Source organism: Pseudodesulfovibrio pelocollis, from assembly GCF_030282845.1.
In the GTDB taxonomy this organism is placed as follows: Bacteria; Desulfobacterota; Desulfovibrionia; order Desulfovibrionales; family Desulfovibrionaceae; genus Pseudodesulfovibrio; species Pseudodesulfovibrio pelocollis.
On sequence record NZ_JASTWE010000025.1, the window covers coordinates 29,513 to 53,116 of the forward strand.

The window sequence follows — 23,604 nt, forward strand, 5'->3', positions numbered from 1 at the left end:
CACCACATGGACTTTCTGCTTCAGGGCTTCCTTCAGGGCTTCTTCCTCCTGCTTTCGGGCGATCCCGAAACCTATTCCGCCATCTGGGCCACGGTGGCCGCATCCACTATGGCCATGATCGCCAGCCTGACGCTTGGCATCCCCCTGGGATTCCTGCTAGGCCACAAGTCCTTCCGGGGCAAGAAAATCGTGCGCACCCTGGTGGACACCCTGCTCTCCTTTCCCACGGTGGTCATCGGCCTGCTGGTCTATGCCTTCCTGACCCATCGCGGCCCCTTTGGCGGGGCCGGGTTGCTTTTCACCCTGCCCGCCATCGCCATCGGCCAGACCATCCTCGGCCTGCCGGTGATCATCGCCATGACCGCCACGGCCGTGGAGGCGCTGGACAAGCGGCTGCCCATGACCCTGATCACTCTGGGCGCCAACTCCCGCCAGATTCTCTGGGCCACGGTGGTCGAGGCGCGCTTCTCCATCATGCTGGCCGCTGTCTCGGCCTATGGCCGCATCGTCTCCGAGGTGGGCATCTCCATGATGGTGGGCGGCAACATCAAGTGGCACACCCGGACCATCACCACGGCCATCTCCCTTGAGACCGGCAAGGGCGAGTTCGCCATGGGAATCGCCCTGGGCATGGTCCTGCTGACCGTGGCCCTGACCGTCAACATCATGGCCTCGGGCCTCAAGCGAAAGGCCGTGAAATGACCAAAGCCCTCATCAGCCTCTTCAACGTGCGCCAACGCTACGCAGGCCGCACCGTGCTCAGTGTGGACCGGCTCGACATAGCGCCCGGCAGCATCGTCGGGCTGGCCGGGCCCAACGGCTCGGGCAAGTCTTCCCTGCTTCGACTGCTCGCCTTTCTCGAATCCCCGGCCTCGGGCACCGTGACCTTCGAGGGCGTCCCGGCCACCGCCTCGCCCGGGCCGGTCCACCGCAAGGTCACACTCCTTGTCCAGGAGCCCTACCTGCTCCGGCGCAGCGTCTTCGGCAACGTGGCCTACGGCCTCAAGGCCCGGGGCGAGGCCGACCCCACTGAGCGGGTGCGGCACGCCCTGGAGGCCGTGGGGCTGGACCCCGAGCGCTTCGCGCGGCGCCAGTGGTTCGAGCTGTCCGGTGGCGAGGCCCAGCGGGTGGCCCTGGCCGCCCGGCTGGCCCTGCGGCCACGGGCGCTGCTCATGGACGAGCCAACAGCCAGCCTGGACGCGAACAGCGCGGCCCTGGTGCGCAAGGCAGCCCTGTCGGCGCGGGAAAAATTCGGCACGGCCCTGGTCATCGCCAGCCACGACATGGCCTGGCTGCACGCGGTCAGCGACCATGTCCTCCACCTCGAACACGGGTGCATCGTGGACACCAAGACACTCAAGCAAAAAGAGGAATGACGTGAAGGCACTCTCCATCATCGGCCCCAGGAAATCCGGCAAGACCACGCTGGGCCTTGCCCTGGCGCAATGTTTCAAGGCGCGCGGACTGACTGTGGCCGCCGCCAAGTTCAGCCACCACGACCTCGACTGGAGCGATACGGACACCGCCAAATACGCTGCCATCTGCGACACCGTGGCCGGGCTCGGGCCGGACGAGGCTTTTGTCCACTGGACCCGCGCCCGGTTCCTGCCCGACCTGCTGCCCCTGCTGACCGCGGACGTGCTCCTGGTGGAGGGCGGCAAGTCCATGGGCTACCTGCCCCGTGTGCTCTGCCTGGACGGCGACCTCTCCGACGGCACCGACTGGCTGGGGCCGGAACTGGCCATCGGCTCATGGGGTGCCGGGCGGGTTGAAGGCATCCCGGCCTTCACCGACCTCGACGCCCTGGCCGACGCGGTGCTTGAGCGCGGCTTCTTCCTGCCCGGCATGGACTGCGCCACCTGCGGCCGCCCCGACTGCCGCACCCTGGCCGCAGACATCGTGCGCGGGGCAGCCACCACGCGCGCCTGTCTGGCCATGCACAACTCCATCGAGGTGGACATCAACGGCGCACCGCTGGGCATGAAGCCCTTTGTGGAGGAGATCATCTCGGCCTCCATCCGCGAGATGCTGCGCACCCTCAAGGGATATTCGCCGGGCAAGGCTACCATCAGGCTGGACGTATAGCGGCGAAAGGGGTACCTCCCGGCCATGCGCATCGTCCTCTATCAGCCCGAGATACCCCCCAACACCGGCAACATCGCCCGCCTGTGCGCCGCGACACGGACCCCGCTGCACCTCATCGAGCCGCTGGGGTTCACCATCGACGACAAGCACCTGCGCCGCGCCGGGCTCGACTACTGGCCCCATGTAGACGTGACCGTGCACCCGGATCTGGACGACTTCCTGGCCCGGGTGGCCCCGCCCCGGCTGGTCCCGGCCAGCACCCGGGCGGCTATCGCCCACCACCGCTTCGCCTTCCTGCCCGACGACGCCATCCTCATGGGGCCGGAAACCCGGGGCCTGCCCACCGAACTGCTCGACCGGCACCCGGACACGGTACGCATCCCCATCTGGGGCGAAGTGCGCAGTCTCAATCTCTCCACCGCCACGGGCATCCTGCTCTTCGAGGCCCTGCGCCAGACCGGCCTCATTCCCGGATGATCCGCGCCCCGCGCCTTGTCTTTTCTTTTCGCGCCCTGTATTGATTGGCGAAACGACGTTCCAGACGGAACCCAATCCTTGCGAGCACCAGAACAATGAAACTCCTCGTCACCGGCGGCTGCGGCTTCATCGGCACCAATTTCATCCGACTGATGCTCGGCAAGCACCCCGACTGGTCCATCGTCAACCTCGACAAGCTGACCTATGCGGGCAACCGGCTCAACCTCGCCGACCTGGAGCGCGACGAGCCGCGCTATCGCTTCATCCAGGGCGACATCGGCGACCGGGAACTGATCATGGACCTGCTGGCCGACGACGCGGTGGACGCCGTGGTCAACTTCGCCGCCGAATCCCATGTGGACCGCTCCATCGACGACCCCTCGCCCTTTCTGACCACCAATGTCCTGGGCGCGCAAAACCTCTTCGAATGCGCCCGACAGCGGCGCGTGGGCCGGTTCGTCCACATCTCCACCGACGAGGTCTACGGCACCCTCGGACCTGATGGGAGATTCACCGAGGCCACGCCCCTGGCGCCCAACAGCCCCTACTCGGCCAGCAAGGCCGGGGCCGACCTCATGGCCCGCGCCTATTTCGAGACCTACGGCTTCCCGGTGATCGTCACCCGCTGCTCCAACAACTACGGTCCCTACCAGTTCCCGGAAAAGCTCATTCCCCTCATGTACCTTGCGGCCACGGCGGACAGGCCCCTGCCCGTGTACGGCGACGGCCTCAACGTGCGCGACTGGATCTACGTGGACGATCACTGCCTTGGTGTGGAACTCGCCCTGCTCAAGGGGCGCGAGGGGCAGGCCTACAACTTCGGCGGCGATGCCGAAGAGACCAACCTCGCGGTGGTCAAGACCCTGCTCGCCATCCTGGACAAGCCAGAATCGCTCATCACCTTTGTGGGCGACCGGCCCGGCCACGACAGGCGCTACGCCATGGACTACTCCCTGGCAGCCCGGGACCTCGGCTTTGCCCCAAGCCTGGATTTCGCCACCGGCCTGAGCCGGACCATCGACTGGTACACGGCCAACGCCAAGTGGCTTGAACAGGTGCAAAGCGGCGAATACCAACGGTTCATGGAGTCCTGGTACGAGGCGCGAAGCTGATGGAGCTCAAGGGCAAGGGCGTCGTCATCTTCGGCGGCAAGACCGGCCTGCTGGGCCAAGCCCTGACCCGGGCCTTCCGGTTGGCCGGGGCCAGACCCGTGCCCCTGTCCAGCCAGGACTGCGACATCCTCGACCCCCGAAACGTGGAACTCCTGCTGGACCGACGCGACCCGGACCTCATCGTCAACGCCGCAGCCTACACCCAGGTGGATCTGGCCGAGGAGCAGGAGGAGATGGCCTTTGCCCTCAACGCCACGGCCCCGCCGCTGCTCGCCTCGCTGGCGGCCAAGCGGCTGGTCCCCTTTGTCCACTTCAGCACGGATTTCGTCTTCCGGGGCACCAAGCGCACCCCATACCTGCCCTATGACGAGCCCAACCCCTTCTCGGTCTACGGCATCAGCAAGGCGGACGGCGAGCGGGGACTGCTGCGCTTCGGCTACGAGCGCACGCTGATCATCCGCACGTCCTGGCTCTTCGGCCCGGGCAAGATGAATTTCGTGGAAAAAATCCTGACCCTGTGCGAGACGCGCGACACCATCTCCGTGGTCAGCGACCAGACAGGCTCGCCCGCCTACACGCCGGACGTGGCCGCCCACACCTTGGCCCTGCTGGCACGCGACGAGACAGGCATCCATCACCTGGCCAACTCGGGCGAGGCTACCTGGCACGAGCTGGCCTCCGAGGCCGTGACCCTGGCCGGGCTCGACTGCCGGGTGGAGCCCATCCCCACCAGCGCCTACCCCACCAAGGCCATGCGCCCGGCCTATTCGGTGCTCGACCTCTCCCGCTTCATCCAGGCCATGGGCGTGACGCCCAGGCACTGGAAACAGGCCCTGGCCGACTACGTGCTCGGCGACCTCAAGCGCGGATCAGTCATCTGACCTGGAACACCGGGGTCGCCAACGGCAAAAGACAGGGGCCAAAGCGCGTCACGCGCCCCGGCCCCTCGAATCATGTCGCGCAGCGCCTCAGACCATCAGGTCGCGCACCTTCTTGTTGGCGTCCGCCAGCCGCTCGGAGAGCATGTTGATGAGGAAGCGGTTGATGGCCGTGACCAGCACCGGGGCGCGCTTTTCCACTGCGCTCAGCTTCTCCATGGTCATCATGTAGAGCACGCACTTCTCGGCGGCGCGCACCGTGGCCGAGCGCGGGGCCAAGGTGTAGATGCCCATCTCGCCGAAGACCGCGCCCGGGCCGACCTTCTTGAGCCTGAGCAGCTTGCCGCCCTCAAGCTCCAGTTCCACGTCGAGCCGCCCGGACTCGACGAAATACATGGAATCCGACTTGTCGCCCTGGCGGAACACGGCCTGTCCCTTGTCCACCACCACCCGCTTGAGCACCTTCATCAGGGCCGGGATGTACCGGGGTTCGGGAAAGACCGGGGCCAGCAGCTCCGGCAGGGTCAGGCTCTTCATGATCAGCATGTTTTCCGCGTCAAGCACCCGGTTCTCGCACCACTCCAGGGCGAAATCGAGATTGAAGAAAACCTTGAATGGCGAATCGTCCTCGCCCACATAGCCCATGCTGGACAGATGCTCCTCCAGTTCCAGTGGCGCGCTGGTGATGATCAGTTCCAGGTCGTACTCCTCCACCACATTGCGCAGCTTGTGAAACCCTATGCCCGCCGCCGAGGCCAGCCCGGTGACCATGCGGAAGTCGAGGACCAGGTATTCCACCGGCAGCATGTCCCGGGCTTCGAGCCGCTCGCGGATGGCCTTGAGCAGCGCCTCCATGGAACCGAGGAAGATGAACCCCTGGAGCCGCAGGATGTGGATGTGGTCGCCATACTCCTTGAGGGCGCGCTGCTGGGCCGGGGCGCGGTCCACGTTGCTGCGGTGGTTGACGCCCGAGAGCACGTTGCGGATGGTGCCGCCCTTGCTGTAGCGGCTCACCGTGGCCATCAGGGCCAGCCCCACGCCGATGCCGATGCCCGCCAAAAGCCCCAGGATCAGGGTCACGGCAAAGGTTATCCAGAGCATGATCGTGTCGTCGCGCCGGGTGAAGGCGGTCCTGGTCCTGAAGAGCCAGTCGCGGATGAGGTCGAGCCCGGCATAGATGAGGATACCCTCGGGCACGAACCGGGGAATCATGGGGATGACGATGTCCGCAAAATACAGACCGGCCGCGCAGAGCAGACCGGCCACCACGCCCGCCACCGGTCCCCGCGCACCTGTCGCCCGGTTGCCCGCGCTGCGTCCGAAGGAGATGGACGCGGGCATGCCGCCGCACAGGCCGCCCGCCATGTTGGTCAGCCCCAGGGCGCGAAACTCCTGGTTGAGGTCCGACTCGCGCCCATGGACCATTTCGAGCTTGGTCACCCGATACATGGAGGTCAGCACCACCAGGATGACGAGGCCGCCGATGAACAGACCGTTGGCCTTGATCACGCCCCACTGGATGGCCTCGAATCCATGATGCAGCGACTGGGCGGCCAGGGGTGCGGAACCACCGTCCGGCAGGGGAATGGGCGCCGCCAGCGAGACGAAGGAGGTGCCCCCGCCCCAGACCCCGGCGGCGTATCCAGCGGCCGTGGCCGCCAGGATCATGGCCAGCATGAAGAGCGAATTCTTGAGCCGGGAAAGCCCGATGAGCAATATCAACCCGAAGACGAGGCTGGGAAGCATGGCCGTGATGCACTGATCGGGCTTGATCAGGTCAAGGCAATCCCTGACGGCCACGAGGAAATTGTTCCAGTCAAGGGAGAATCCGCCCATCCAGTCAAAGGTGCCGAGCAGGACGAAGACGCCGACCCCGCCCACCACGCCGCCGATGATCTGGATGGGGATGTAGCGGACGTATTCGGCCACCTTGAGCCTGCCGAGCAGCCACAGGGCAAAACCCGCACTCAGGGCGGACAGGACCACTCCGGCCAGGATGGTGGGCACCATGGAGTCCGTGGGATAAAGCCCGGCCATGTCCCTGTAGAGGGAACCCACGAAAAGGAAAAGGACGGCAGCGGGCACTGTCTCCGGCCCGGCCAGCGAAAAGGGAATGCGCGACTGGACGGAAAACAGGATACCGCCCACGACAGTGGCCACCAGCGCCATGGAGATGAACGAGGGCAGAAACGGCTGCATGCCCGGCTGCGAACTGGTCAGGACAGCCAGGGCCAGGGCGAAGAAAAAGGCGAGAATGCCGGAGATCAGACCGGCAAAGACATTGAGCGGGAAATTGCCTTCGAACAGGCGGGCGGCCAGGGATGCGGGCCTGTCGTCCACCATGGTGGACACCCCTGCGGTGGACGGCGCGGGGTAGTCCTCGTCCCAGACCTGGGGCGAGCCGTCGCTGGCCAGATCGCTGACGTCGATGCCCACCTCGTCGGGATCGGGCAGGGAGGCCGGACGCCTCAGGGCCTTGCCGCAGCCCGGGCACCTGCCCTCGCCCCTTGCCGCATGGCCGCAGGCGGCGCAGACGATATCCTCGGATTCGTCATCACCCACATCATGGCCCATGCTGTCGGCCACAGTGATGGCATCAAGATCCAGGCCGCCCGTGCGCGCCTCGGTCCGCCCCGAACCGTGGGCGACGTTCGGCTCATCCGCAGCCGGAACATCGTCGCCAACGACCTGGCCACCGCGACCGCACTCGGGGCATTTCGCCTTTTTCCCGAGGAGAGAATCCGGGACATCGCGCCTGTAATCGCAGAACCCACAGCTGAAAATCGCCACGCAACACCACCAGGATCGAGGATGAACGCCACCGGGCCGTCCCGTCCGGACGGGGCCGAATTCTCCGTGACTTTTGCAACACATACGTGATCGCCGCCAACGAAGCAAGGGATGCCATAAAATCATGCCACCCCGGACGTATCAAAAAAACGCACCAGCCCCCTAAAGATATCCGCTTAACCGCCGATAAAAACCGCACGAGGAAGCCGAATTGCGCACAAGGACCGTGCCTGGCGCCTCGCACAGATCATCACTATCCCACGGAAGGGGCCGACCATGGGCGACACAAGCCACATCTCGATCATCGTTTCCGACCAGGAAACCCACCGCAGCCTGCCACGCATGCTGCAATCGGTGGGACGCCAGTCCACTGGGCTTGGCGCGGTCGAGATCATCGTGATCGGCAACGGCTCGCATGCCCCGGACGACCCGGCCGCCTGGGCCGCCATTGCCGACACCAGGGCCATTCGGCTCATGGAAGTCGCCCCGGGCACCCCGCCGGGCGAGGCGCTGAACCGCGCCGTGGAGGACGCCAGCGGCACTCTGCTGCTCTTCATGCGGCCCGACTACCGGCTGGACCCCAAGTACCTGACCACGGCCCTATCTGTCTTCTCGGAGTTCCCCGAAACCGACGTCATGTACGCCGACTACATCCGCATGGCCCAGGACAAGAGCCAGGGCCTGCGCTCCGGGCTTGTCCAGCTGCCCGACTTCGACGATTCACTGCTCCAGACCGTCAATTTCCTCGGCCCGGCCGTGATGCTGCGCCGCCGCGCATGGGAGCGCGTCCAGGGCTTTCGCGACAACACCGTCTACCGCTTCTGGGATCTCTGGGTCCAGGCCGCGTCGGCCGGGTGCGCCTTCTACCACGTGGACTACCCGCTGGCGTCCTGCGAACTGATCAAGACCCCCTTTCGCGAGCGGGCCGAGGATGGCCGCCGCAAGGCCATGCTGGTCATCAACAACCAGGGATACTTCCACATTCACACGGTGCGCTGGGCCCTGGCCTATCTCCGGGGCGACGGCTGGGCCCAGGCCTACAGCTTCATGACCATTCCCGACTCCATCGAGGTGACGCGGATGATGCATGACCACACCATGCGCAGCATGGGCACCGAGGTGCTGGTGCGCGAGGCCATCCGCCAGTTCGACCGCTCCACCCGGCAGGCGTGAAAGCGCCCCGGGAATGCAAGAAAAAAGGGCCGCTCCCCATGGAGCGGCCCTCTGTTCTCATCGCGAAATCCAGGAATCACAGCAAAATCCCGTTCTCCTGCAAATCCTTCCTGAGCAGTTCCCGGATGCGCCGGGCCACGGGGCCGGGTTTGACATCGTGGATGGGCTTGCCATTGAAGCGGACCACGGGAATGGCGTCGCCGGTGGTGCCCACGATGATCACCTCGCGGGCTTCGAGCAGCTCATCCTCGCTCACTCCCTTGAAGACGATGGGTATCTCGCCCTTGATCAGGTCCACGGCCCGCATCAGGGTGGTTCCGGCCAGGGCGTTGGTGAACTCTGGAATGACCAGCTTGCCCTCCTGGGACACGGTGCAGACGTTCTCGGTGGCCCCCTCGGCCAGAAGCCCGTTGCCGTCGAAGCAGAAGGGGAAATCGTAGCCCTTTTCCTCGGCTTCGTGCTTCATGAGCACATTGGGCAGATAGTCGATGGACTTGATGGTCGCCAGATACGACTGCTTGGCCGGGATGGACGAGCGGAAGGCGGTGACGCCCTTCTCGTAGACACTCTCGGGCTTGGGGTGCAGGTCGTAGGAGACCACGTACAGGCTCGCCTCGGGGCACTCCGAGGGATAGATGCCGAAGCCGCCGGGCCCGCGCCCGATGAGCACGCGTACCATGCCGGTGTCGCGACCGCCCGCCCGGGCCACATCGAGGACCAGGGAGCGGATCTCGTCCCAGGGGCATGGCGGGGTCATGTAGATGGCCTCGCAGGAGCGCTGCATGCGCTCCATGTGCGGCTCCAGCTGGTAGAGCCTGCGGTCCACGAACTTCATGGTCTCGAAGATGCCGTCGCCGCGATGGACGAGGTGGTCGTCCCACGGCATGAGCATCAGCGAGGGATCGGTGCAGATGTGCCCCACGCGGTGCTCGTAAAAGGCATGCACCTCGTCCATTCCCGGCCTTGGTGCCGCCAGCATCGCCTCAAGATAGGCCGCCCTGTCCACGACTCGCGCCATGACCATGCCCCCCCTTACTCGGAAACGCGCAGCAGGTCGCGCTCGATCAGGGTCTCGGCGATCTGGATGGTGTTCAGGGCCGCGCCCTTGCGGACGTTGTCCGAAACCACCCACATGTTGATTCCGTTGGCGATGGTCTCGTCCTCGCGGATGCGGCCGACAAAGGTGTCGTCCTCGCCTGCGGCGTCGATGGGCATGGGGTAGACCTTCTTCCCGGGAATATCGAGGACCGTCACGCCCGGAGCCTTGGCCAGCAGGGCGCGCACGTCGGCGGCGGTGAGCTTTTCCTCGGTCTCGATGTTCACGGACTCGCTGTGGCCGTAGAAAACCGGCACGCGCACGCAGGTGGCCGTGACCTTGATGGACGGATCGCCCATGATCTTGATGGTCTCTTTGACCATCTTCATCTCTTCCTTGGTGTAGCCGTTGTCCATGAACACGTCGATCTGCGGAAGGCAGTTGAAGGCGATCTGGTGCGGATACACATCGGCCACCACGGGCTGGCCGCTCATCAGGCGGCGGACCTGATTCTCAAGCTCTTCCACGGCCTTGTGGCCGGTGCCGGACACTGCCTGATAGGTGGAGACCACCACGCGCTTGATGCGCGCCTCGTCATGGATGGGCTTGAGCGCCAGCATCAGCTGGATGGTCGAGCAGTTGGGGTTGGCGATGATGCCCCTGTGCCAGTCCAGATCGTGCGGATTGACCTCGGGCACCACCAGCGGACAATTGTCGTCCATGCGCCAGGCCGAGGAATTGTCCACCACCACGCAGCCCGCCCTGGCCGCGATGGGCGCGAATTTCTCGGAGGTGGAGCCGCCTGCCGAGAACAGGGCCAGATCAACGCCCTCAAAGGCGTCCTCGGTCAGTTCCACCACCTTGAGCTCGCGCCCCTTGAAGGCCACCTTCTTGCCCACGCTGCGGGCCGAGGCCATGGGAATGATCTCGCTGTGCGGGAAATCGCGCTGTTCCAGAATCTTCAACATCTCCTGGCCGACCGCGCCGGTTGCGCCGCAGACAGCCACCACAGGATTCCTGCTCATGACTAAAGTTCCCCCGTCATATCTTCAGATTCTTGCCGATCTCAAGGCATGCCTCGGCACGGTTGAGCGTATACAGATGGACGCCGGGCGCCCCGCCGTCGATGAGCTGCTGCGCCTGCCTGATGGCGTAGTCGATGCCCAGGGCGTAGACGGCCTCGTCGCCGCCCTCTTCATTGGCCTTTTCGAGGGCGCTCAGGAACTTGCCCGGAATGGCCGCCCCGCACAGCCCGAGGATGAACTTGGCCGAGCGCAGGCTCATGATGGGCAGCACCCCCGGCACCACGGGCACATCCGCCCCCATGGCCCGCAGCCGGGTCACGTAGTCGAAGTAGAGCCGGTTGTCGAAAAAGAGCTGGGTCACCAGGAATCTTGCGCCCTTGGCGACCTTCAGGTTGACCATGTCCAGATCGGACTGGATGGAAGGCGACTCGGGATGCGGCTCGGGATATGCGGCCCCGCCCACGCAGATGTTCGGATAGCGCCGACAGATGAACTCGATGACATCCGTGGCATACCTGAACTCCTGAGTGCTGAAGTCGAAGTCCTCCTGCCCCCGAGGCGGATCGCCGCGCAGGGCCAGGACGTTTTCGATGCCCGCCTCGGTCAGGCTGGCCAGGAAGGCGTCGAGCCTGTCGGCCGAGGCGCCCACGCTGGTCAGGTGGACGATGGGCTCGATGCCATGGTCCCGCCTCATGCGGGTGGCGATCTCCAGGGTGTTGTCCTGGGTGCCGCCGCCAGCGCCGTAGGTGACGGAGGCGAACAGCGGCCCGAGCACCTTGAGCTTCTCGACCACCTCAAAGAATCCGGGCCATGCGTCCCTCTCCTTGGGCGGAAAGAACTCAAGGGAGATGAAGGGCGAGTGCTTCTCGATCAGATCACAGACGTGCAATTGCTTCTCCTTGCGGCTTCGCGGTGCGTACTCCCACCCGCCCTTTCCGGCGGGCAAGCAAATAAACTACGCCTTCTTCCAAAAATCATCAACAAAGAATCCCCCCTGCGCCCAGACCGGGCCGCCCTTGCCGTGCAGGGCTTCCACCACTGGCTCGTCGGCGGGCAGGAAGTCGAGGCCGTGCGGTCTCGCCGGATCGACCCAGACCATGCGCTGGTTCTCAAGGGGGGCCGTTTCCCCCAGGTAGTCGCGGATGTGGAAGAAATGCAGGTGGACGGAAAATTCGTCGTAATGGTGGACCAGATCGCGCCAGAACTCGACCCGTAGGGGCGTGATGCCAAGCTCCTCCCGCAATTCGCGCTTGATGGCCTGCTCGCCGGTTTCGCCGGGGTCGATCTTGCCGCCGGGGAACTCCCACCATCCGGCCATCCTGGTCCCCTCGGGCCGCTCCACGGCCAGATAGCGGCCGTCGCGCCAGATGATTCCGGCCACCACCTGGAGCAGAGGACGGCTCACCGGTCCTCCGCTTCGGCCTCGGCCGCGATGGCCTCCATGCGCTCCTCAAGCCCGGCCATGCGCCCCATAAGGTTCTCCACCCACTCCACGGACTCCTTGTAGGCCGCGTTGACCTTGAGCGCCTCCTCGGGCTTGGCGTAGGTGGCGGGGTCGTTCATCCGCTCTTCAAGTCCGGCCTGTTCATCAAGGGCCTTCTCCAGGTCTGCCTCAAGGGCGTCGTACTGCTTTTTCAGCGGCTTGAGCGCGCGATAGAGCGTGTTGCGCTCCTCGGCCCGCCGCCGCTTCTCATCCTTGGAAAGCCGGGTCTTGTCCCGCGCCGGTTCGGCCTCGCAAGCTTCAGGCTCGGCCTGGCACGCCTCCTGGCGCCGCTTTTCCAGATACCCTTCGTAGCCGCCCAGATACTGGACGATGCCGCCTTCCTGGTCCAGCGCCCAGATCTCCTCGGCCACCTCGCCCAGCAGATAGCGGTCGTGAGCCACGAAGAGCAGCGTGCCCTCATAGTCCTTGAGGGCCTGGATGAGTCCCTCGCGGGTCTCGATGTCCAGATGGTTGGTGGGCTCGTCGAGGATAAGGAAATTGGCCCGGGCCAGAAACAGGCTGGCCAGCAGCAACCGGCTCTTCTCGCCGCCGGACAATCCCTTGACCTTGCGGTCGAAGAAGGGTTCGCCCAGCAGGAAGAGGCCGAGCACACCCATGACCTGCTCCTCGGTCAGCTTGGGGTCCGAGAGGCGGCGAATCTCGCCGATGACCGTGTTGTCAAGGTTGAGTATCTCGTGCTGGTGCTGGCTGAAGTAGCCGACCTGGGTATTGGGACCGATCTTGACGTGTCCACCCGAGGGCGTGAGGTCGCCCATGATCAGCTTGAGCAGCGTGGACTTGCCCGCCCCGTTGGGAGCGGCCAGGGCCACCTTCTTGCCCCGGAAAAGCTGGAAATCCAGACGGGGCCAAACAGACTGGCCCGAGTCGTAGTGAAACTCCAGGTCCACGGCGGCCACGGGCACCTTGTCGCCGCGCCTGGGTTCGGGCAGGCGAAAGCTCAGACTGCGGCCGCGATGGGACTCGGACTGGACCTGCTTGATCTGGCTCAGTTCCTCCTCGAGCTTCTCCACCTTCTTCAGCTTGCTCTGGGCCTGGGCCGCCTTGCGCGCCTTGACGCGAAATTTGTTGATATACTTGTATTCGTTGTCAATACGGGCAGAGAGCTTGGCCGCTTCCTTGCGCCGCTGCTCGGCGTTCTCGCGGTCCCATTCCAGGAACTCGTCAAAGGACCCCTTGCGCAGCACCGGCCTGCCGCCGCCCAGGAAGAGCACATGGGTACCCACCCGGTTGAGAAATATCCGGTCGTGGACCACGAAGGCCAGGGCACCGCGGTAGTTGAGCAGGTAGTCCTCAAGCCATTCCACGGCCTCAAGGTCGAGGTGGTTGGTGGGCTCGTCAAGGAGCAGCACGTCCGCGCCCTGGAGCAGCACGCGCGCCAGCTTGGCCCGCTCGCGCCAGCCGCCGGAGAGTTCGCCAAGGGCCTTGTCCAGGTCGGTTTCGGCAAAACCGAGGCCGGTCAGGATGGCCCGCGCCTTGTGATCCGGATTGTAGCCGTGGAGCTCCTCGAACTCGGCCTGCCGGTGGGCCAGCCTCTCGATGCGCTGGGAATCGCCGTCGGCCACGGCCCGCTCCCACTGCTCCCAGAACTCGTTCCAGGACGGCAGGGCCGAGAGCACCCAGGAGAGCAGATGCTGCTCAAGCACATTCCCGGCCATCTCCTGGGCCACATAGCCCACGCGCGCGCCCCGGGGCACGGTGATCTGGCCCTGGTCCGGCTCGATCTCCCCGGCCAGCACCTTGAGCAGCGTACTCTTGCCGCAGCCGTTGGGGCCGGTCAGGGCCAGGCGCATGCCCGGTATGACCTCGAAGGCGACATCCGAAAAAACGGTTTCGCCCCCGTAGGATTTGCTGAGACTCTGGACTGTGATTCGTGACATGGCGCGGGTTCCTTCGTGTCTGGGAATTGTGGGAATATAATGCGCGGGCCAAACATGCAAGAGGGCTTTTGACCCCGGCCCGGGCAACGGCTACACTGCGCGCCATGGAACCATGGTTCGTCTACCTCCTGCGCTGCGCCGACGGCACCCTTTACTGCGGTGTGACCAACGATCTGGCCCGCCGCCTGGCCCGGCACAACGCAGGCACTGCCTCGCGCTACACGCGCTCAAGAACGCCGGTGACTCTGATCGCCGCCGTGAGGGCCCCGTGCAAGGGCGACGCCCTCAGACTCGAAATGGCGGTCAAGAAGCAATCACGAAGCCGCAAGCTCGACTTTCTCCGGACGAGCGGCCCTCCAGCCGCCTGAGGGCGGAGCGTCGCTTCAGCTTGCGCACGGCACTGAACACGGCTAGAATGATGCTCATGCCACCACGCCAGCACCGCCCCCACCGGCCATGGTAGACGCCAGCACCACATACACCCTGCTGGTCATGGCCGGGTTCATCCTCGTGGCCCTGCTGGTGGTCCATCATCACCACTGTTCCGATGCCGTGCGCCGTCGGCGCGGCGAGGTAGTGGCCGCCGAGCGCCATTACGGCGAAAAGATCACCGGCCTGGAGCGGCAGATCGACGACCTCTCGGAAAAGCTTCTGGTGGTGGAGGAGCAACTGGCCGCCATGGAGGAGACGCGATGACCCTCTCCCTCGCCCTCCTCGGCCTCGGCCTTGTGGCCTTTGCCATGCTCCGGCGCCTGTTCTCCCTCAGGCGCGACGCCGAGCTTGCCTCGCTTGAGAACCGCCTTGGCACCGTGCGCGACCGCTTCGAATCCATCCTGGCCCGCAAGCGCGATCTGGCCCGGGAACTGGATGACAAGGAGCGCGAACTGGCCACCCGGCGCAGCAACGGCGAAGGCATCCAGACCTTGCCGATGTTCGATCTCGGCACTGAAACCATCGACGAGAACGAGCGGGTCAGCCGTTACCTGGTTTCCAAGGGCAAGATCACCCTTGAGCAGAGCCAGAAGGCGTTCGACAAGATGGGCACCCTCCAGATGGACTATCTGGCCGTATGCCTGACCCTTGGCTTCATCGACCTGGACACGGCCAAGGCGGTCGCCAGGGCTGGCAAGCCTGCCCGCTGAACGCAACCCCACCCCCGAAGCGCCAAAGGGCCGCACCGCCTGCGCGATGCGGCCCGCATAAGGCGGATGTGGGAGGGGGCCTAAATATTGGCCAGCACGGCCTCGGTCATTTCCACGCAACCCACGAGACGGCAGCCCTGCCGCATGATGTCGCCGGTGCGGTAGCCCTGCTCCAGGGCCTGCTCCACGGCCTGCTCGATGCAGTCCGCCTCCTCGGCCATGCCAAAGGAATGGCGCAGCATCATGGACACCGAAAGGATGGTGGCCAGGGGGTTGGCCTTGTCCTGGCCCGCGATGTCGGGAGCGGAGCCGTGGATGGGCTCGAACAGGCCGGGATTGGCCTCGCCCAGGGACGCGGACGGCAGCATGCCGATGGACCCGGTGATGGCCGCAGCCTCGTCCGAGAGGATGTCGCCAAAAAGGTTGCCCGTGACCATGACGTCGAACTGGGACGGGTCGCGCACCAGTTGCATGGCCGCGTTGTCCACATACATGTGCGACAGTTCGATGTCCTTGTAATTCTTGGCGTGTTCGTCGATGACCACCTCGCGCCAGACCCGGGAGACGTCAAGCACGTTGGCCTTGTCCACGGAGCAGACCCGGTTTGAGCGCTTGCGCGCGGCCTCGAAGGCGACCCGGGCGATGCGCCGGATTTCGTGCTCGTGGTAGCACATGGTGTTGGACCCGAACCGCTCGCCGTCCTTCATGCCGTCAAAGCGCGGCTCGCCGAAGTAGATACCGCCGGTCAGTTCGCGCACCACCATGACGTCAAGACCTCGGGCCACGATGTCCGGCCGCAGGTAGCAGGCGTCGGCCAGTTGCCTGAAGAGCGTGGCCGGGCGCAGATTGGCGAAGAGCTTCAGCTCCTTTCGGATGCCGAGCAGCCCCTTTTCTGGCCTGATGGCCGGATCGATGGTGTCCCACTTGGGGCCGCCCACCGCGCCCAGGAGCACGGCGTCGGAATCCTTGCACATGGCGATGGTGTCGGCGGGCAGCGGCCCGCCCGTGGCGTCGATGGCGCAGCCGCCGATGAGGGCCTCGGCGGTCTCGAAGGAGCGGCCGTGCTTGGCCGCCACCTTGTCAAGCACGCGCAGGGCCTGGGCCACGATCTCGCGGCCGATGCCGTCGCCGGGCATAACGCAAATTTTCATAGTCTTCTCCAGTGATTGTGGTCGGTTTCTTCCGGTTTGCGGTCAGGCCAGCTTGTGCTTGACGTAGTCAACAAGGCCGCCCGCGTCCAGAATCTCCTGCATGAAGGGCGGCACCGGGGCGCTGGCGATCTCGTCCCCGGTGGTCAGGTTGCGGATGACGCCGGTGGCGGTGTCCACCTCAATCTGATCCGTGTCCCTGATTTTTTCAATGTCATCGCCCACTTCGAGGAGCACCAGCCCCATGTTGAAGCCGTTGCGATAGAAGATGCGGGCAAAGCTCCTGGCCACCACCACCGGGATGCCCGCGCCCAGAATGGAGATGGGCGCGTGCTCGCGCGAGGAACCGCAGCCGAAGTTGTCACCGGCCACGAGGATGTCGTTGCCCTTGACGCGCTTGATCCAGCCCGCCTCAAGGCCCTCCATGCAGTTGGCACCCAGCTCGGCGGAATCGGTGGTCACCAGGAAACGGGCCGGGATGATGGCATCGGTGTCTATGTGGTCGCCCACCAGGTGGGCGGTTCCGGTCACTTTCATGGTCTTTCTCCTAGAGTTTGGCCGGGTTGATGATCTCGCCGGCCACGGCGCTGGCCGCGGCCACCCAGGGGTTGGACAGGAACACCTCGCTGTCGAGGGACCCCATGCGGCCCTTGAAGTTGCGGTTGGTGGTGGCCACGGTGCGTTCGCCCCCGGCCAGGATGCCCATGTGTCCGCCCAGGCACGGCCCGCAGGTGGGCGGCCCCACGATGCAGCCCGCGTCCATGAATATCTCCATCAGCCCTTCCTTCATGCATTGCTTCCAGATGGCGGGGGTGGCGGGCAGGATGATGCAGCGCACCTTGGGATCAACCTTGCGCCCCTTGAGGATGGATGCGGCCTCGCGCATGTCCTCGATGCGGCCGTTGGTGCAGGAGCCGATGACCGACTGATGGATGCGCAGGCCCGAAGTCTCGTCCACGGGCTTGACGTTGTCCGGCAGGTGCGGACAGGCAATCTGCGGGGCCATGGAGGTGACGTCGATCTCGATGACCCGCTCGTAGACCGCGTCGCTGTCGGGCGTCATGGCCACGTCGCCCTGGCGGCCCGCTGCCGCAGTATAGGCCAGAGTCTTGGCGTCCACCGGGAACAGGCCGACCTTGCCACCTGCCTCGATGGCCATGTTGGCCATGGTCATGCGGCCCTCCACGGTCAGATTGTCCACGGCCTCGCCGGAAAATTCCAGGGCCTTGTAGAGCGCCCCGGCCACGCCGATGCGGCCGATGAGGTTGAGGATATAGTCCTTGCCGCCCACGTACTGGCCCGGCTTGCCGGTGATGTTCACCCGAATGGTGGGCGGCACCTTGAACCAGGTCTCGCCCAGGGCCATGGCCGCACCGATGTCGGTGGAGCCCATACCCGTGGCGAATGCGCCCAGGCCGCCGTAGGTGCAGGTGTGCGAGTCAGCGCCCACCACCACGTCGCCCGGGCCGACAATGCCCTTTTCGGGCAGCAGGGCGTGCTCCACGCCCACGTCGCCGCACTCGTAGTAGTGGGTCACGCCCATGGCCTCGGCAAACTCGCGCACCAGCTTGACCTGCTCGGCGGAGTCGATGTCCTTGTTGGGGGTGAAGTGGTCGCAGACCAGCGCCACCTTGTCCCTGTCAAAGACCTTTTTCGCGCCCATGGCCTTGAACGACTTGATGGCCAGCGGCGCGGTGATGTCGTTGGCCAGGACAATGGACACGCGGCACTGGACGATCTGCCCGGCCCCGGCGATCTCCTGGTCCGTATGTCCCTGAAGGATTTTCTCGGCTAAGGTATGGCCCATCGTCTATTTCTCCTCTTTGGCTTTCTCAAGCCTGTTCAATGCGTTGATCATGGCCAGGGCGCTGGCCCTGATGACGTCGCCGTCATTGGCGCGGCCCACGGCCTTGACGCCGTCGTGCTCGATGCGCACCGCCACCCCGGCCAGGGCGTCCGAGCCCTCGGTCACGGCGTTGACCGAATAATGTTCGAGCTTCGGCGCTGTCCCCACAAGGGAGTAGATGGACTTGAACACCGCGTCAACTGAACCTTCGCCGAATTCGCTGGTGCGCCGGACCTCGACCTCCTCGCCCTCGCGGCCGAACTCCATGACCATGGCCGAATGGGGCGGCACATTGCCCGTGCCCGAGAACACGCTCATGTCCACCAGCCGGAAGCGGTCCAGGCGGCGGTAGACCTTCTCCAGGATGAGCGCCTCCACGTCCTCGTCAAAGACCTGCTCCTTCTTGTCGGCCAGGTCCTTGACCGCCTTGAAGAGCACCTGCACCTGATCATTGTCCAGCGCGTAGCCAAGCTCCTCGGCCTTCTTGCGCACCGCGTGGGAGCCGGAATGCTTGCCGATGACGATGTCGTTGCTGGTGCGGCCAATGGAGGCCGGGGTCATGATCTCATAGGTCAGCCGGTTCTTGAACACGCCGTCCTGGTGGACGCCGGACTCGTGGGCAAAGGCGTTGGCCCCGACAATGGCCTTGTTGGGCGGGATGGGCATGCCGATGATCTGCGAGAGGCGGCGGCAGGAGGGGAATATCTGCTCGGTGACGATGCCGGTCTCGACGTTGTACAACTCCTTGCGGGTGTTCAGCGCCATGACCAGATCCTCAAGCGCGGCATTGCCCGCCCGCTCGCCGATGCCGAGCACCGTGCATTCCACCTGGCGCGCCCCGGCCCGGATGGCGGCCAGGCTGTTGGCCACGGCCGACCCCAGGTCGTTGTGGCAGTGGACGCTGATGATCGCCCTGTCCACGCCCCGCACATTCTCCATCAGGTACTTGATCAGTTCATGATACTCGAATGGCTGGGTATACCCCACTGTGTCCGGGATGTTGACCACCCTGGCCCCGGCCTCGATGACCGCCTCCGTGACCTTGACCAGGAAGTCCCAGTCCGAGCGCGAAGCGTCCTCGGCCGAGAACTCCACGTTGTCCGTGTAGGAGGCCGCGTGGCGCACGGCCTTTTCGGCCATGACCAGAACCTCGTCGGCGGTCTTGCCGAGCTTGTATTTCATGTGGATGTCGCTGGTGGCGAGGAAGGTGTGGATACGCGGATTGCGCGCCTCCCTGACAGCCTCCCAGCAGCGGTCGATATCACCGGTCACGGCCCGGCACAGCCCGGCCACCTGGACATCTGAGACCGCCTTGGCGATGGCCTGCACGGCCTCGAAATCGCCCTGGCTGGCAATGGGGAACCCCGCCTCGATGATGTCCACGCCCAGCGTTTCGAGCTGGCGGGCCATGCGTATCTTCTCGTCCAGGTTCATGGTCGCGCCGGGCGACTGCTCGCCGTCGCGCAGGGTGGTGTCAAAGACGTATACTCTGTCGGCCATTGTTTCCTCCGTGGTGTCCTTCTCGCCAAGGACGTTGACATGATTCGTGAATATGAAAAACCCGCCGGCGCGCATCAGATGCGCGGCGTTTCGGGGGCAGTACGACGTACCGGTATGGGACGGGTGAGAGCTAGCCTAGCTCTTCCTTGGAGCTGTCCCGCAGTAGTCGCTTGCCGCGGCGGGATAGTAGGAAAAGGGTGTAGATCGGGCCGGAGATGAGGTAGCCCAGGAAAATGATGAAGCCCAGCAGCCTGGGGCGCGAGGCCACCAGGGAGAAGACCAGGATCGCCGTGACCATCCAGCTGAAGGGATGGGCGGTGAAGGCGCTGAGCTCCTTGAAGGAATAGAACCGGATCGTGCTGACCATGAAGAAGGAGAGCACATAGACCAGCACCAGGGTGCCGGTGGGCAGCAGCGTTTCCATGGCCGACTCTGGCAGGTACACGGTGAAGAGTACCAGGGTGGCCAGGGTGCAGGCCGCAGCCGGAATGGGCAGGCCCACGAAGTGCTTCTTGGAGGTGGTGGCGGTCTGGACATTGAACCGGGCCAGCCGCAGCGCGCCGCAGGCCATGAACAGGAAGGCGGCCATCAGGCCCAGCCTGCCGAAGTCCTCCAGCACCCAGAGATAGACCATGATGGCGGGCACCACGCCAAAGGCGACCAGATCGGCCAGGGAGTCGAGCTGGACGCCGAACTCGCTGGTGGTGTTGGTCAGCCGCGCCACCTTGCCGTCCAGGCCGTCGAACACGCAGCTGGCCAGGATGCACAGGGCGCAGGCGACGAAATCGCCCTGGATGGCCCAGGTGAGTCCCAGAAAGCCGATGAACAGGCTGGCCGTGGTCAGCAGGTTCGGCAGAAGGTAGACGCTCTTGTGTCGCGCCAAATCCGTCTCCTCGGTCATTGTGTCCGCAGTATCGCCCCCCGGCTCAGGCCTTGCGCCTCTCGGCCAGGGGCGTCTCGCCAGCGACAACGGTGTCACCGACGCTCACAAGGGATACATAGCCATCAGGCATGTAAAGGTCAACTCTCGAACCGAATTTGATCAGACCAAACCGCTCACCGCGCTTGAGCTTGTCCCCGGGCTCGGCCCAGCAGACGATGCGCCGCGCGATGAGTCCGGCGATCTGGACCATGGTGAAGCGCTGGTTGCCCTTGCCGGTGATGACCACCACGTTGCGCTCGTTGTCCTTGCTCGCCTTGTCAAAGGAGGCGTTGAAGAACTTGCCGGGAATGTAGCGGATCAGCTCGATCTTGCCGGACACGGGCATGCGGTTCACGTGCACGTTGAGGACGTTCATGAAGATACACACGACCTGACGCATCTCGCCGGTCACCGGGTCGGCGGCCTGGCCCACCTTGATCACCCTGCCGTCGGCGGGCGAGGCCACGGCCTCGGCATCCTCGGGGCCGACCCGCTCGGGGTCGCGAAAAAAATGGCCGATGAAGCAGGTGACGGCCAGCCCGAGCAGGGCCAGGGGCCACCAGCCCATGATCGCGACAACCAGCGTCGCGAAAGCGGCGATGACTATATAGGGAATGCCCTCCAGGGCCAGTCCGACAGACGGTTTCTGCATTGCTTCTCGCTCCTTGTCTCTTTCACGGCTCTCTACCCCCAGGGGCGGCAAACCGCAAGTTCGTTTTACAATCTGCGCCCCTTGACATAGAATCGCTCCATGGACCCGGTCACGCACATATCGTCGGGCGTCATGGGCGCGCTGGCGGCCCGCAGGTGGCTGCCCGGGGCGAGATACCTCGTCCCCTTTGGAATGCTCTGCTCATGGCTGCCCGATGTGGACATCTTCTTCGGCCGGGGCGACCCGGAGTTCAACCTGCTCCACCACCGGGGCGTCTCCACCTCGTTCTTCGGGGGGCTGGTAATGGCCCTTGCCCTGGCCGCCCTCTACCGGCGCATCTCGCGGGGCACCTCGTTCACGTCCGCCGCCGTCTTCGCCTACGCCCTGATCCTCACCCACGTCTGGCTGGACCTGATCACCACCTACGGCACCCAGATCCTGGCCCCCTTCTCCACTCACCGCTTTGCCCTGGACGGCGCGTTCATCATCGACCCGCTCTTCACCCTCACGGCCCTGGTTCTCATCGGTCTCGCCATTGTCTTGAAAAATTCGAGACACGCCATCGCCCTGGCCGGGATGGTCTGGTTCTTCGCCTATCCGCTGGCCAACATGGCCGCAGGGGCTTACCTCGAAACCGTCTACGCCGAGCGCCTGACCCGAAGCGGCGTCGCCTTTGACACGGTCCACGTCACGCCCGACGCCCTGTCACCGCGCTACTGGAAGGTGGTCTCCACCCAAGGGGATGACTACCTGCTCGACACCATGGACCTGCTCGGCGGCGAGGTGGAACCGATGCGCCGCTACCGCCGGGCCGACATCGGCGAGCTTGAGGCCCTTGGCAGCCGGGAATCCATGTTCGCCACCTATGCTTGGTTTGCCAAGTGGCCCTATGTGGTCCGCGAGCCACTAGGAGGAAACCCGGCGGAGGGAGCGGTCGTGACCTTCGGCGACCTGCGCTTCGTCAGCACCAATCCGGTGCTGGCCCGCCACTTCAGCGGGCGGGGGCAGCCCTTCGTGCTCACGGCCTTTCTGGACGGAGACGGACAACTGAGCGGCTGGCGCTTCACCATGGGGGCCAGCTCCTTCGACGAATCCCTGGAGCACTGACACCCTATGAAAAAGCCCGGACAAAACCGGGCTTTTCCGTCACCGCCAGACGCGCATCGGGCCGGAAATCAGGTCAAATACCGGGAAAACCCGGCACCCAGCTTGTGCATGGGCAGCACGCGCCCCTCGATGATCAGCCCCTGGGCGATGAATTCGCAGGCCATGTATTCGGGCGGAGCCTGGAACCCGTTCTCCTTGGCAAAGATGAGCGAGATGCCCGCCTGCCCGCTGTGGGCGATGAGCCCCTCGGGGAAAAAAGCCGCCTGCCGGGCGTTGTCTCCCACCGCAGAGAAGAACGCCTGGTACTTGTTGAAGAAATTGTCAGCACACAGGGACTGCTGCATGCCCGCCACCATCTCGTTGGCCACATAGCTCAGGGGGCGGCCGCGCAGGAGGTTGTAGGCCCCCTCCCTGGTCGGGTCGGCCAGCATGACGCTGCCCGCCCGCAGGGAATGGACCAGATCATGGGTGCGCTCGCCCGACACCGGGTCGGCCTGAAAGCCGAGGCTGTGTACATCGAGAAAGCCGTTGCGCCGGGCCTGGATCTGCTGGGCCAGAATCATGATGCCGGTCCCGGCCCCGATGTCCGCCCCCACATAGGGGCCGCAATGGCCCACCGAGATGCGCGGCGCATCGCGCTGGCCGATGACCGCGCGCATGACGTGGGCCGCCCGGGACACGTCGGCCAGCACCCGCAGCACCGGCGACCACTGCCGCAGCCGGTTCATGACCTCGATGTCGTCGCCGGGCTCGTTGAGGCTGTGATGCCGGGAAAACCGGGCGTACAACTCCGCCACCTCGCCGTATTCCACCCGCTCGTCCTGCGCGCCGTCGTGGACATAGGCGAAGAAATACTTCACCGCCACGTTGAGCAGACCCTCGTCGGTCACGGGCTGGTCAGGGTCGCACAGCCGCTCGATGTCCAGCGCCAGGCTGTCGGCGGCATAGAAATCCGGCGCGATGCCATGACCGGCGAAATCCGCAGCGGACGTGAAATTCCTGGCCTGCATTCCGGCCGTGGCCAGGGGGGAGGCGTGGAGGCGATGCGCCGGGTGGTCGTCCGCCGCCGTGACCGGCCCGTGTTTGCGTTGTGTCGTGTTCATGATGGTATGCGACGGTGGTTTCGGTTGGGGAAATGTTTGCCGTCGCAGGCCACTTTGCAGAGAGCATACCGCTTCGGGGCAAAACCGGGCCAAAAAGATCGGGCCGCCCGAAATTTTCAGAATAAGCTCATTAATTCAACGTGATGAAAATGCGTTGCCGCCACCGCGCCGGATCGGGCACACGGCAAGAAAAAACCGGCCCCCAAAAGAGGGCCGGACGGATTGCG

The 23,604-nt window shown here is 65.0% G+C and carries 24 protein-coding genes; 11 read left to right on the top strand and 13 right to left on the bottom strand.

From position 1 onward, the window contains the following. Positions 1-6: 6 nt before the first annotated feature. The 6 genes from QQS14_RS10050 to rfbD all read left to right on the top strand — a co-directional run bounded on the left by QQS14_RS10050 (position 7) and on the right by rfbD (position 4,555). Positions 7-702: an ABC transporter permease gene (locus QQS14_RS10050; RefSeq protein WP_285906858.1), complete on the top strand. Its 696-nt coding sequence runs from the start codon at positions 7-9 to the stop codon at positions 700-702. Next, complete coding sequence (locus QQS14_RS10055; protein ID WP_285906859.1) at positions 699-1,376, top strand: ABC transporter ATP-binding protein; 678 nt, start codon at positions 699-701, stop codon at positions 1,374-1,376. Before QQS14_RS10050 ends, QQS14_RS10055 begins: the two co-directional genes overlap by 4 nt. Position 1,377: 1 nt before the next feature. After that, on the top strand, positions 1,378-2,085 hold the full coding sequence (locus QQS14_RS10060) for a molybdopterin-guanine dinucleotide biosynthesis protein MobB (protein WP_285906860.1): 708 nt from the start codon (positions 1,378-1,380) through the stop codon (positions 2,083-2,085). A 24-nt stretch (positions 2,086-2,109) separates the two neighbouring features. Next, complete coding sequence (locus QQS14_RS10065) at positions 2,110-2,562, top strand: tRNA (cytidine(34)-2'-O)-methyltransferase (RefSeq protein ID WP_285906861.1); 453 nt, start codon at positions 2,110-2,112, stop codon at positions 2,560-2,562. A gap of 95 nt (positions 2,563-2,657) precedes the next feature. Continuing rightward, positions 2,658-3,674, top strand: coding sequence for a dTDP-glucose 4,6-dehydratase (gene rfbB / locus QQS14_RS10070; protein WP_285906862.1), 1,017 nt, complete (start codon positions 2,658-2,660; stop codon positions 3,672-3,674). After that, positions 3,674-4,555 carry a dTDP-4-dehydrorhamnose reductase gene (gene rfbD / locus QQS14_RS10075; RefSeq protein ID WP_285906863.1) on the top strand — a complete coding sequence of 294 codons (882 nt, stop codon included), beginning with the start codon at positions 3,674-3,676 and terminating at the stop codon, positions 4,553-4,555. The genes rfbB and rfbD overlap by 1 nt, the downstream gene beginning before the upstream one ends. 87 nt (positions 4,556-4,642) lie before the next feature. Here rfbD and QQS14_RS10080 read toward each other — a convergent pair whose 3' ends face one another. After that, on the bottom strand, positions 4,643-7,342 hold the full coding sequence (locus tag QQS14_RS10080; protein ID WP_285906864.1) for a SulP family inorganic anion transporter: 2,700 nt from the start codon (positions 7,340-7,342) through the stop codon (positions 4,643-4,645). 276 nt (positions 7,343-7,618) lie between these two features. On the opposite strand from QQS14_RS10080, the gene QQS14_RS10085 reads away from it, so the two are divergent. Next, the gene (locus QQS14_RS10085; protein ID WP_285906865.1) at positions 7,619-8,515 is read left to right on the top strand and encodes a glycosyltransferase family 2 protein; all 897 of its coding nucleotides are present in this window, start codon (positions 7,619-7,621) and stop codon (positions 8,513-8,515) included. 76 nt (positions 8,516-8,591) lie between these two features. Here the strand turns inward: QQS14_RS10085 and QQS14_RS10090 are convergent, their stop codons facing one another. The 5 genes from QQS14_RS10090 to QQS14_RS10110 all read right to left on the bottom strand — a co-directional run bounded on the left by QQS14_RS10090 (position 8,592) and on the right by QQS14_RS10110 (position 13,957). Next, positions 8,592-9,533, bottom strand: coding sequence for an aminotransferase class IV (locus tag QQS14_RS10090; RefSeq protein ID WP_285906880.1), 942 nt, complete (start codon positions 9,531-9,533; stop codon positions 8,592-8,594). A gap of 14 nt (positions 9,534-9,547) precedes the next feature. Beyond that, positions 9,548-10,576, bottom strand: a complete 1,029-nt coding sequence (locus QQS14_RS10095; protein ID WP_285906866.1) for an aspartate-semialdehyde dehydrogenase — start codon at positions 10,574-10,576, stop codon at positions 9,548-9,550. Positions 10,577-10,592: 16 nt separating this feature from the next. Continuing rightward, positions 10,593-11,465, bottom strand: a complete 873-nt coding sequence (locus QQS14_RS10100) for a methylenetetrahydrofolate reductase (RefSeq protein WP_285906867.1) — start codon at positions 11,463-11,465, stop codon at positions 10,593-10,595. 66 nt (positions 11,466-11,531) lie between these two features. Continuing rightward, the gene (locus QQS14_RS10105; RefSeq protein WP_345782794.1) at positions 11,532-11,981 is read right to left on the bottom strand and encodes a (deoxy)nucleoside triphosphate pyrophosphohydrolase; all 450 of its coding nucleotides are present in this window, start codon (positions 11,979-11,981) and stop codon (positions 11,532-11,534) included. Continuing rightward, complete coding sequence (locus QQS14_RS10110; RefSeq protein WP_285906868.1) at positions 11,978-13,957, bottom strand: ABC-F family ATP-binding cassette domain-containing protein; 1,980 nt, start codon at positions 13,955-13,957, stop codon at positions 11,978-11,980. Before QQS14_RS10110 ends, QQS14_RS10105 begins: the two co-directional genes overlap by 4 nt. 104 nt (positions 13,958-14,061) lie before the next feature. Here QQS14_RS10110 and QQS14_RS10115 point away from each other — a divergent pair, with 104 nt between their 5' ends. From QQS14_RS10115 to QQS14_RS10125, 3 genes are all read left to right on the top strand, one after another. Then, entirely contained in the window at positions 14,062-14,325 is a 264-nt protein-coding gene (locus QQS14_RS10115; protein ID WP_285906869.1) for a GIY-YIG nuclease family protein, read from the top strand. An 88-nt stretch (positions 14,326-14,413) separates the two neighbouring features. Beyond that, positions 14,414-14,653, top strand: a complete 240-nt coding sequence (locus QQS14_RS10120; RefSeq protein WP_285906870.1) for a hypothetical protein — start codon at positions 14,414-14,416, stop codon at positions 14,651-14,653. Next, positions 14,650-15,099 (top strand): hypothetical protein, encoded by a 450-nt coding sequence (locus tag QQS14_RS10125; protein WP_285906871.1) that lies wholly within the window; start codon positions 14,650-14,652, stop codon positions 15,097-15,099. The genes QQS14_RS10120 and QQS14_RS10125 overlap by 4 nt, the downstream gene beginning before the upstream one ends. Before the next feature lie 80 nt (positions 15,100-15,179). Here the strand turns inward: QQS14_RS10125 and leuB are convergent, their stop codons facing one another. The 6 genes from leuB to QQS14_RS10155 form a co-directional block, all read right to left on the bottom strand. Further along, entirely contained in the window at positions 15,180-16,250 is a 1,071-nt protein-coding gene (leuB, locus tag QQS14_RS10130; RefSeq protein ID WP_285906872.1) for a 3-isopropylmalate dehydrogenase, read from the bottom strand. 42 nt (positions 16,251-16,292) lie between these two features. Beyond that, a complete protein-coding gene (locus QQS14_RS10135; protein WP_285906873.1) occupies positions 16,293-16,784 on the bottom strand; it encodes a 3-isopropylmalate dehydratase small subunit in 492 nt (163 codons plus the stop codon). A 10-nt stretch (positions 16,785-16,794) separates the two neighbouring features. After that, positions 16,795-18,054, bottom strand: coding sequence for a 3-isopropylmalate dehydratase large subunit (gene leuC / locus QQS14_RS10140; protein WP_285906874.1), 1,260 nt, complete (start codon positions 18,052-18,054; stop codon positions 16,795-16,797). 3 nt (positions 18,055-18,057) lie between these two features. Further along, positions 18,058-19,593, bottom strand: a complete 1,536-nt coding sequence (locus QQS14_RS10145; RefSeq protein WP_285906875.1) for a 2-isopropylmalate synthase — start codon at positions 19,591-19,593, stop codon at positions 18,058-18,060. 130 nt (positions 19,594-19,723) lie between these two features. After that, entirely contained in the window at positions 19,724-20,494 is a 771-nt protein-coding gene (gene pssA, locus QQS14_RS10150) for a CDP-diacylglycerol--serine O-phosphatidyltransferase (protein WP_285906876.1), read from the bottom strand. Positions 20,495-20,519: 25 nt separating this feature from the next. Next, positions 20,520-21,167, bottom strand: coding sequence for a phosphatidylserine decarboxylase family protein (locus QQS14_RS10155; protein ID WP_285906877.1), 648 nt, complete (start codon positions 21,165-21,167; stop codon positions 20,520-20,522). 99 nt (positions 21,168-21,266) lie between these two features. Here QQS14_RS10155 and QQS14_RS10160 point away from each other — a divergent pair, with 99 nt between their 5' ends. Beyond that, positions 21,267-22,274 (top strand): metal-dependent hydrolase, encoded by a 1,008-nt coding sequence (locus tag QQS14_RS10160; RefSeq protein WP_285906878.1) that lies wholly within the window; start codon positions 21,267-21,269, stop codon positions 22,272-22,274. A gap of 68 nt (positions 22,275-22,342) precedes the next feature. Here the strand turns inward: QQS14_RS10160 and QQS14_RS10165 are convergent, their stop codons facing one another. After that, a complete protein-coding gene (locus tag QQS14_RS10165) occupies positions 22,343-23,377 on the bottom strand; it encodes a hypothetical protein (RefSeq protein WP_285906879.1) in 1,035 nt (344 codons plus the stop codon). Between the last annotated feature and the right edge of the window lie 227 nt (positions 23,378-23,604).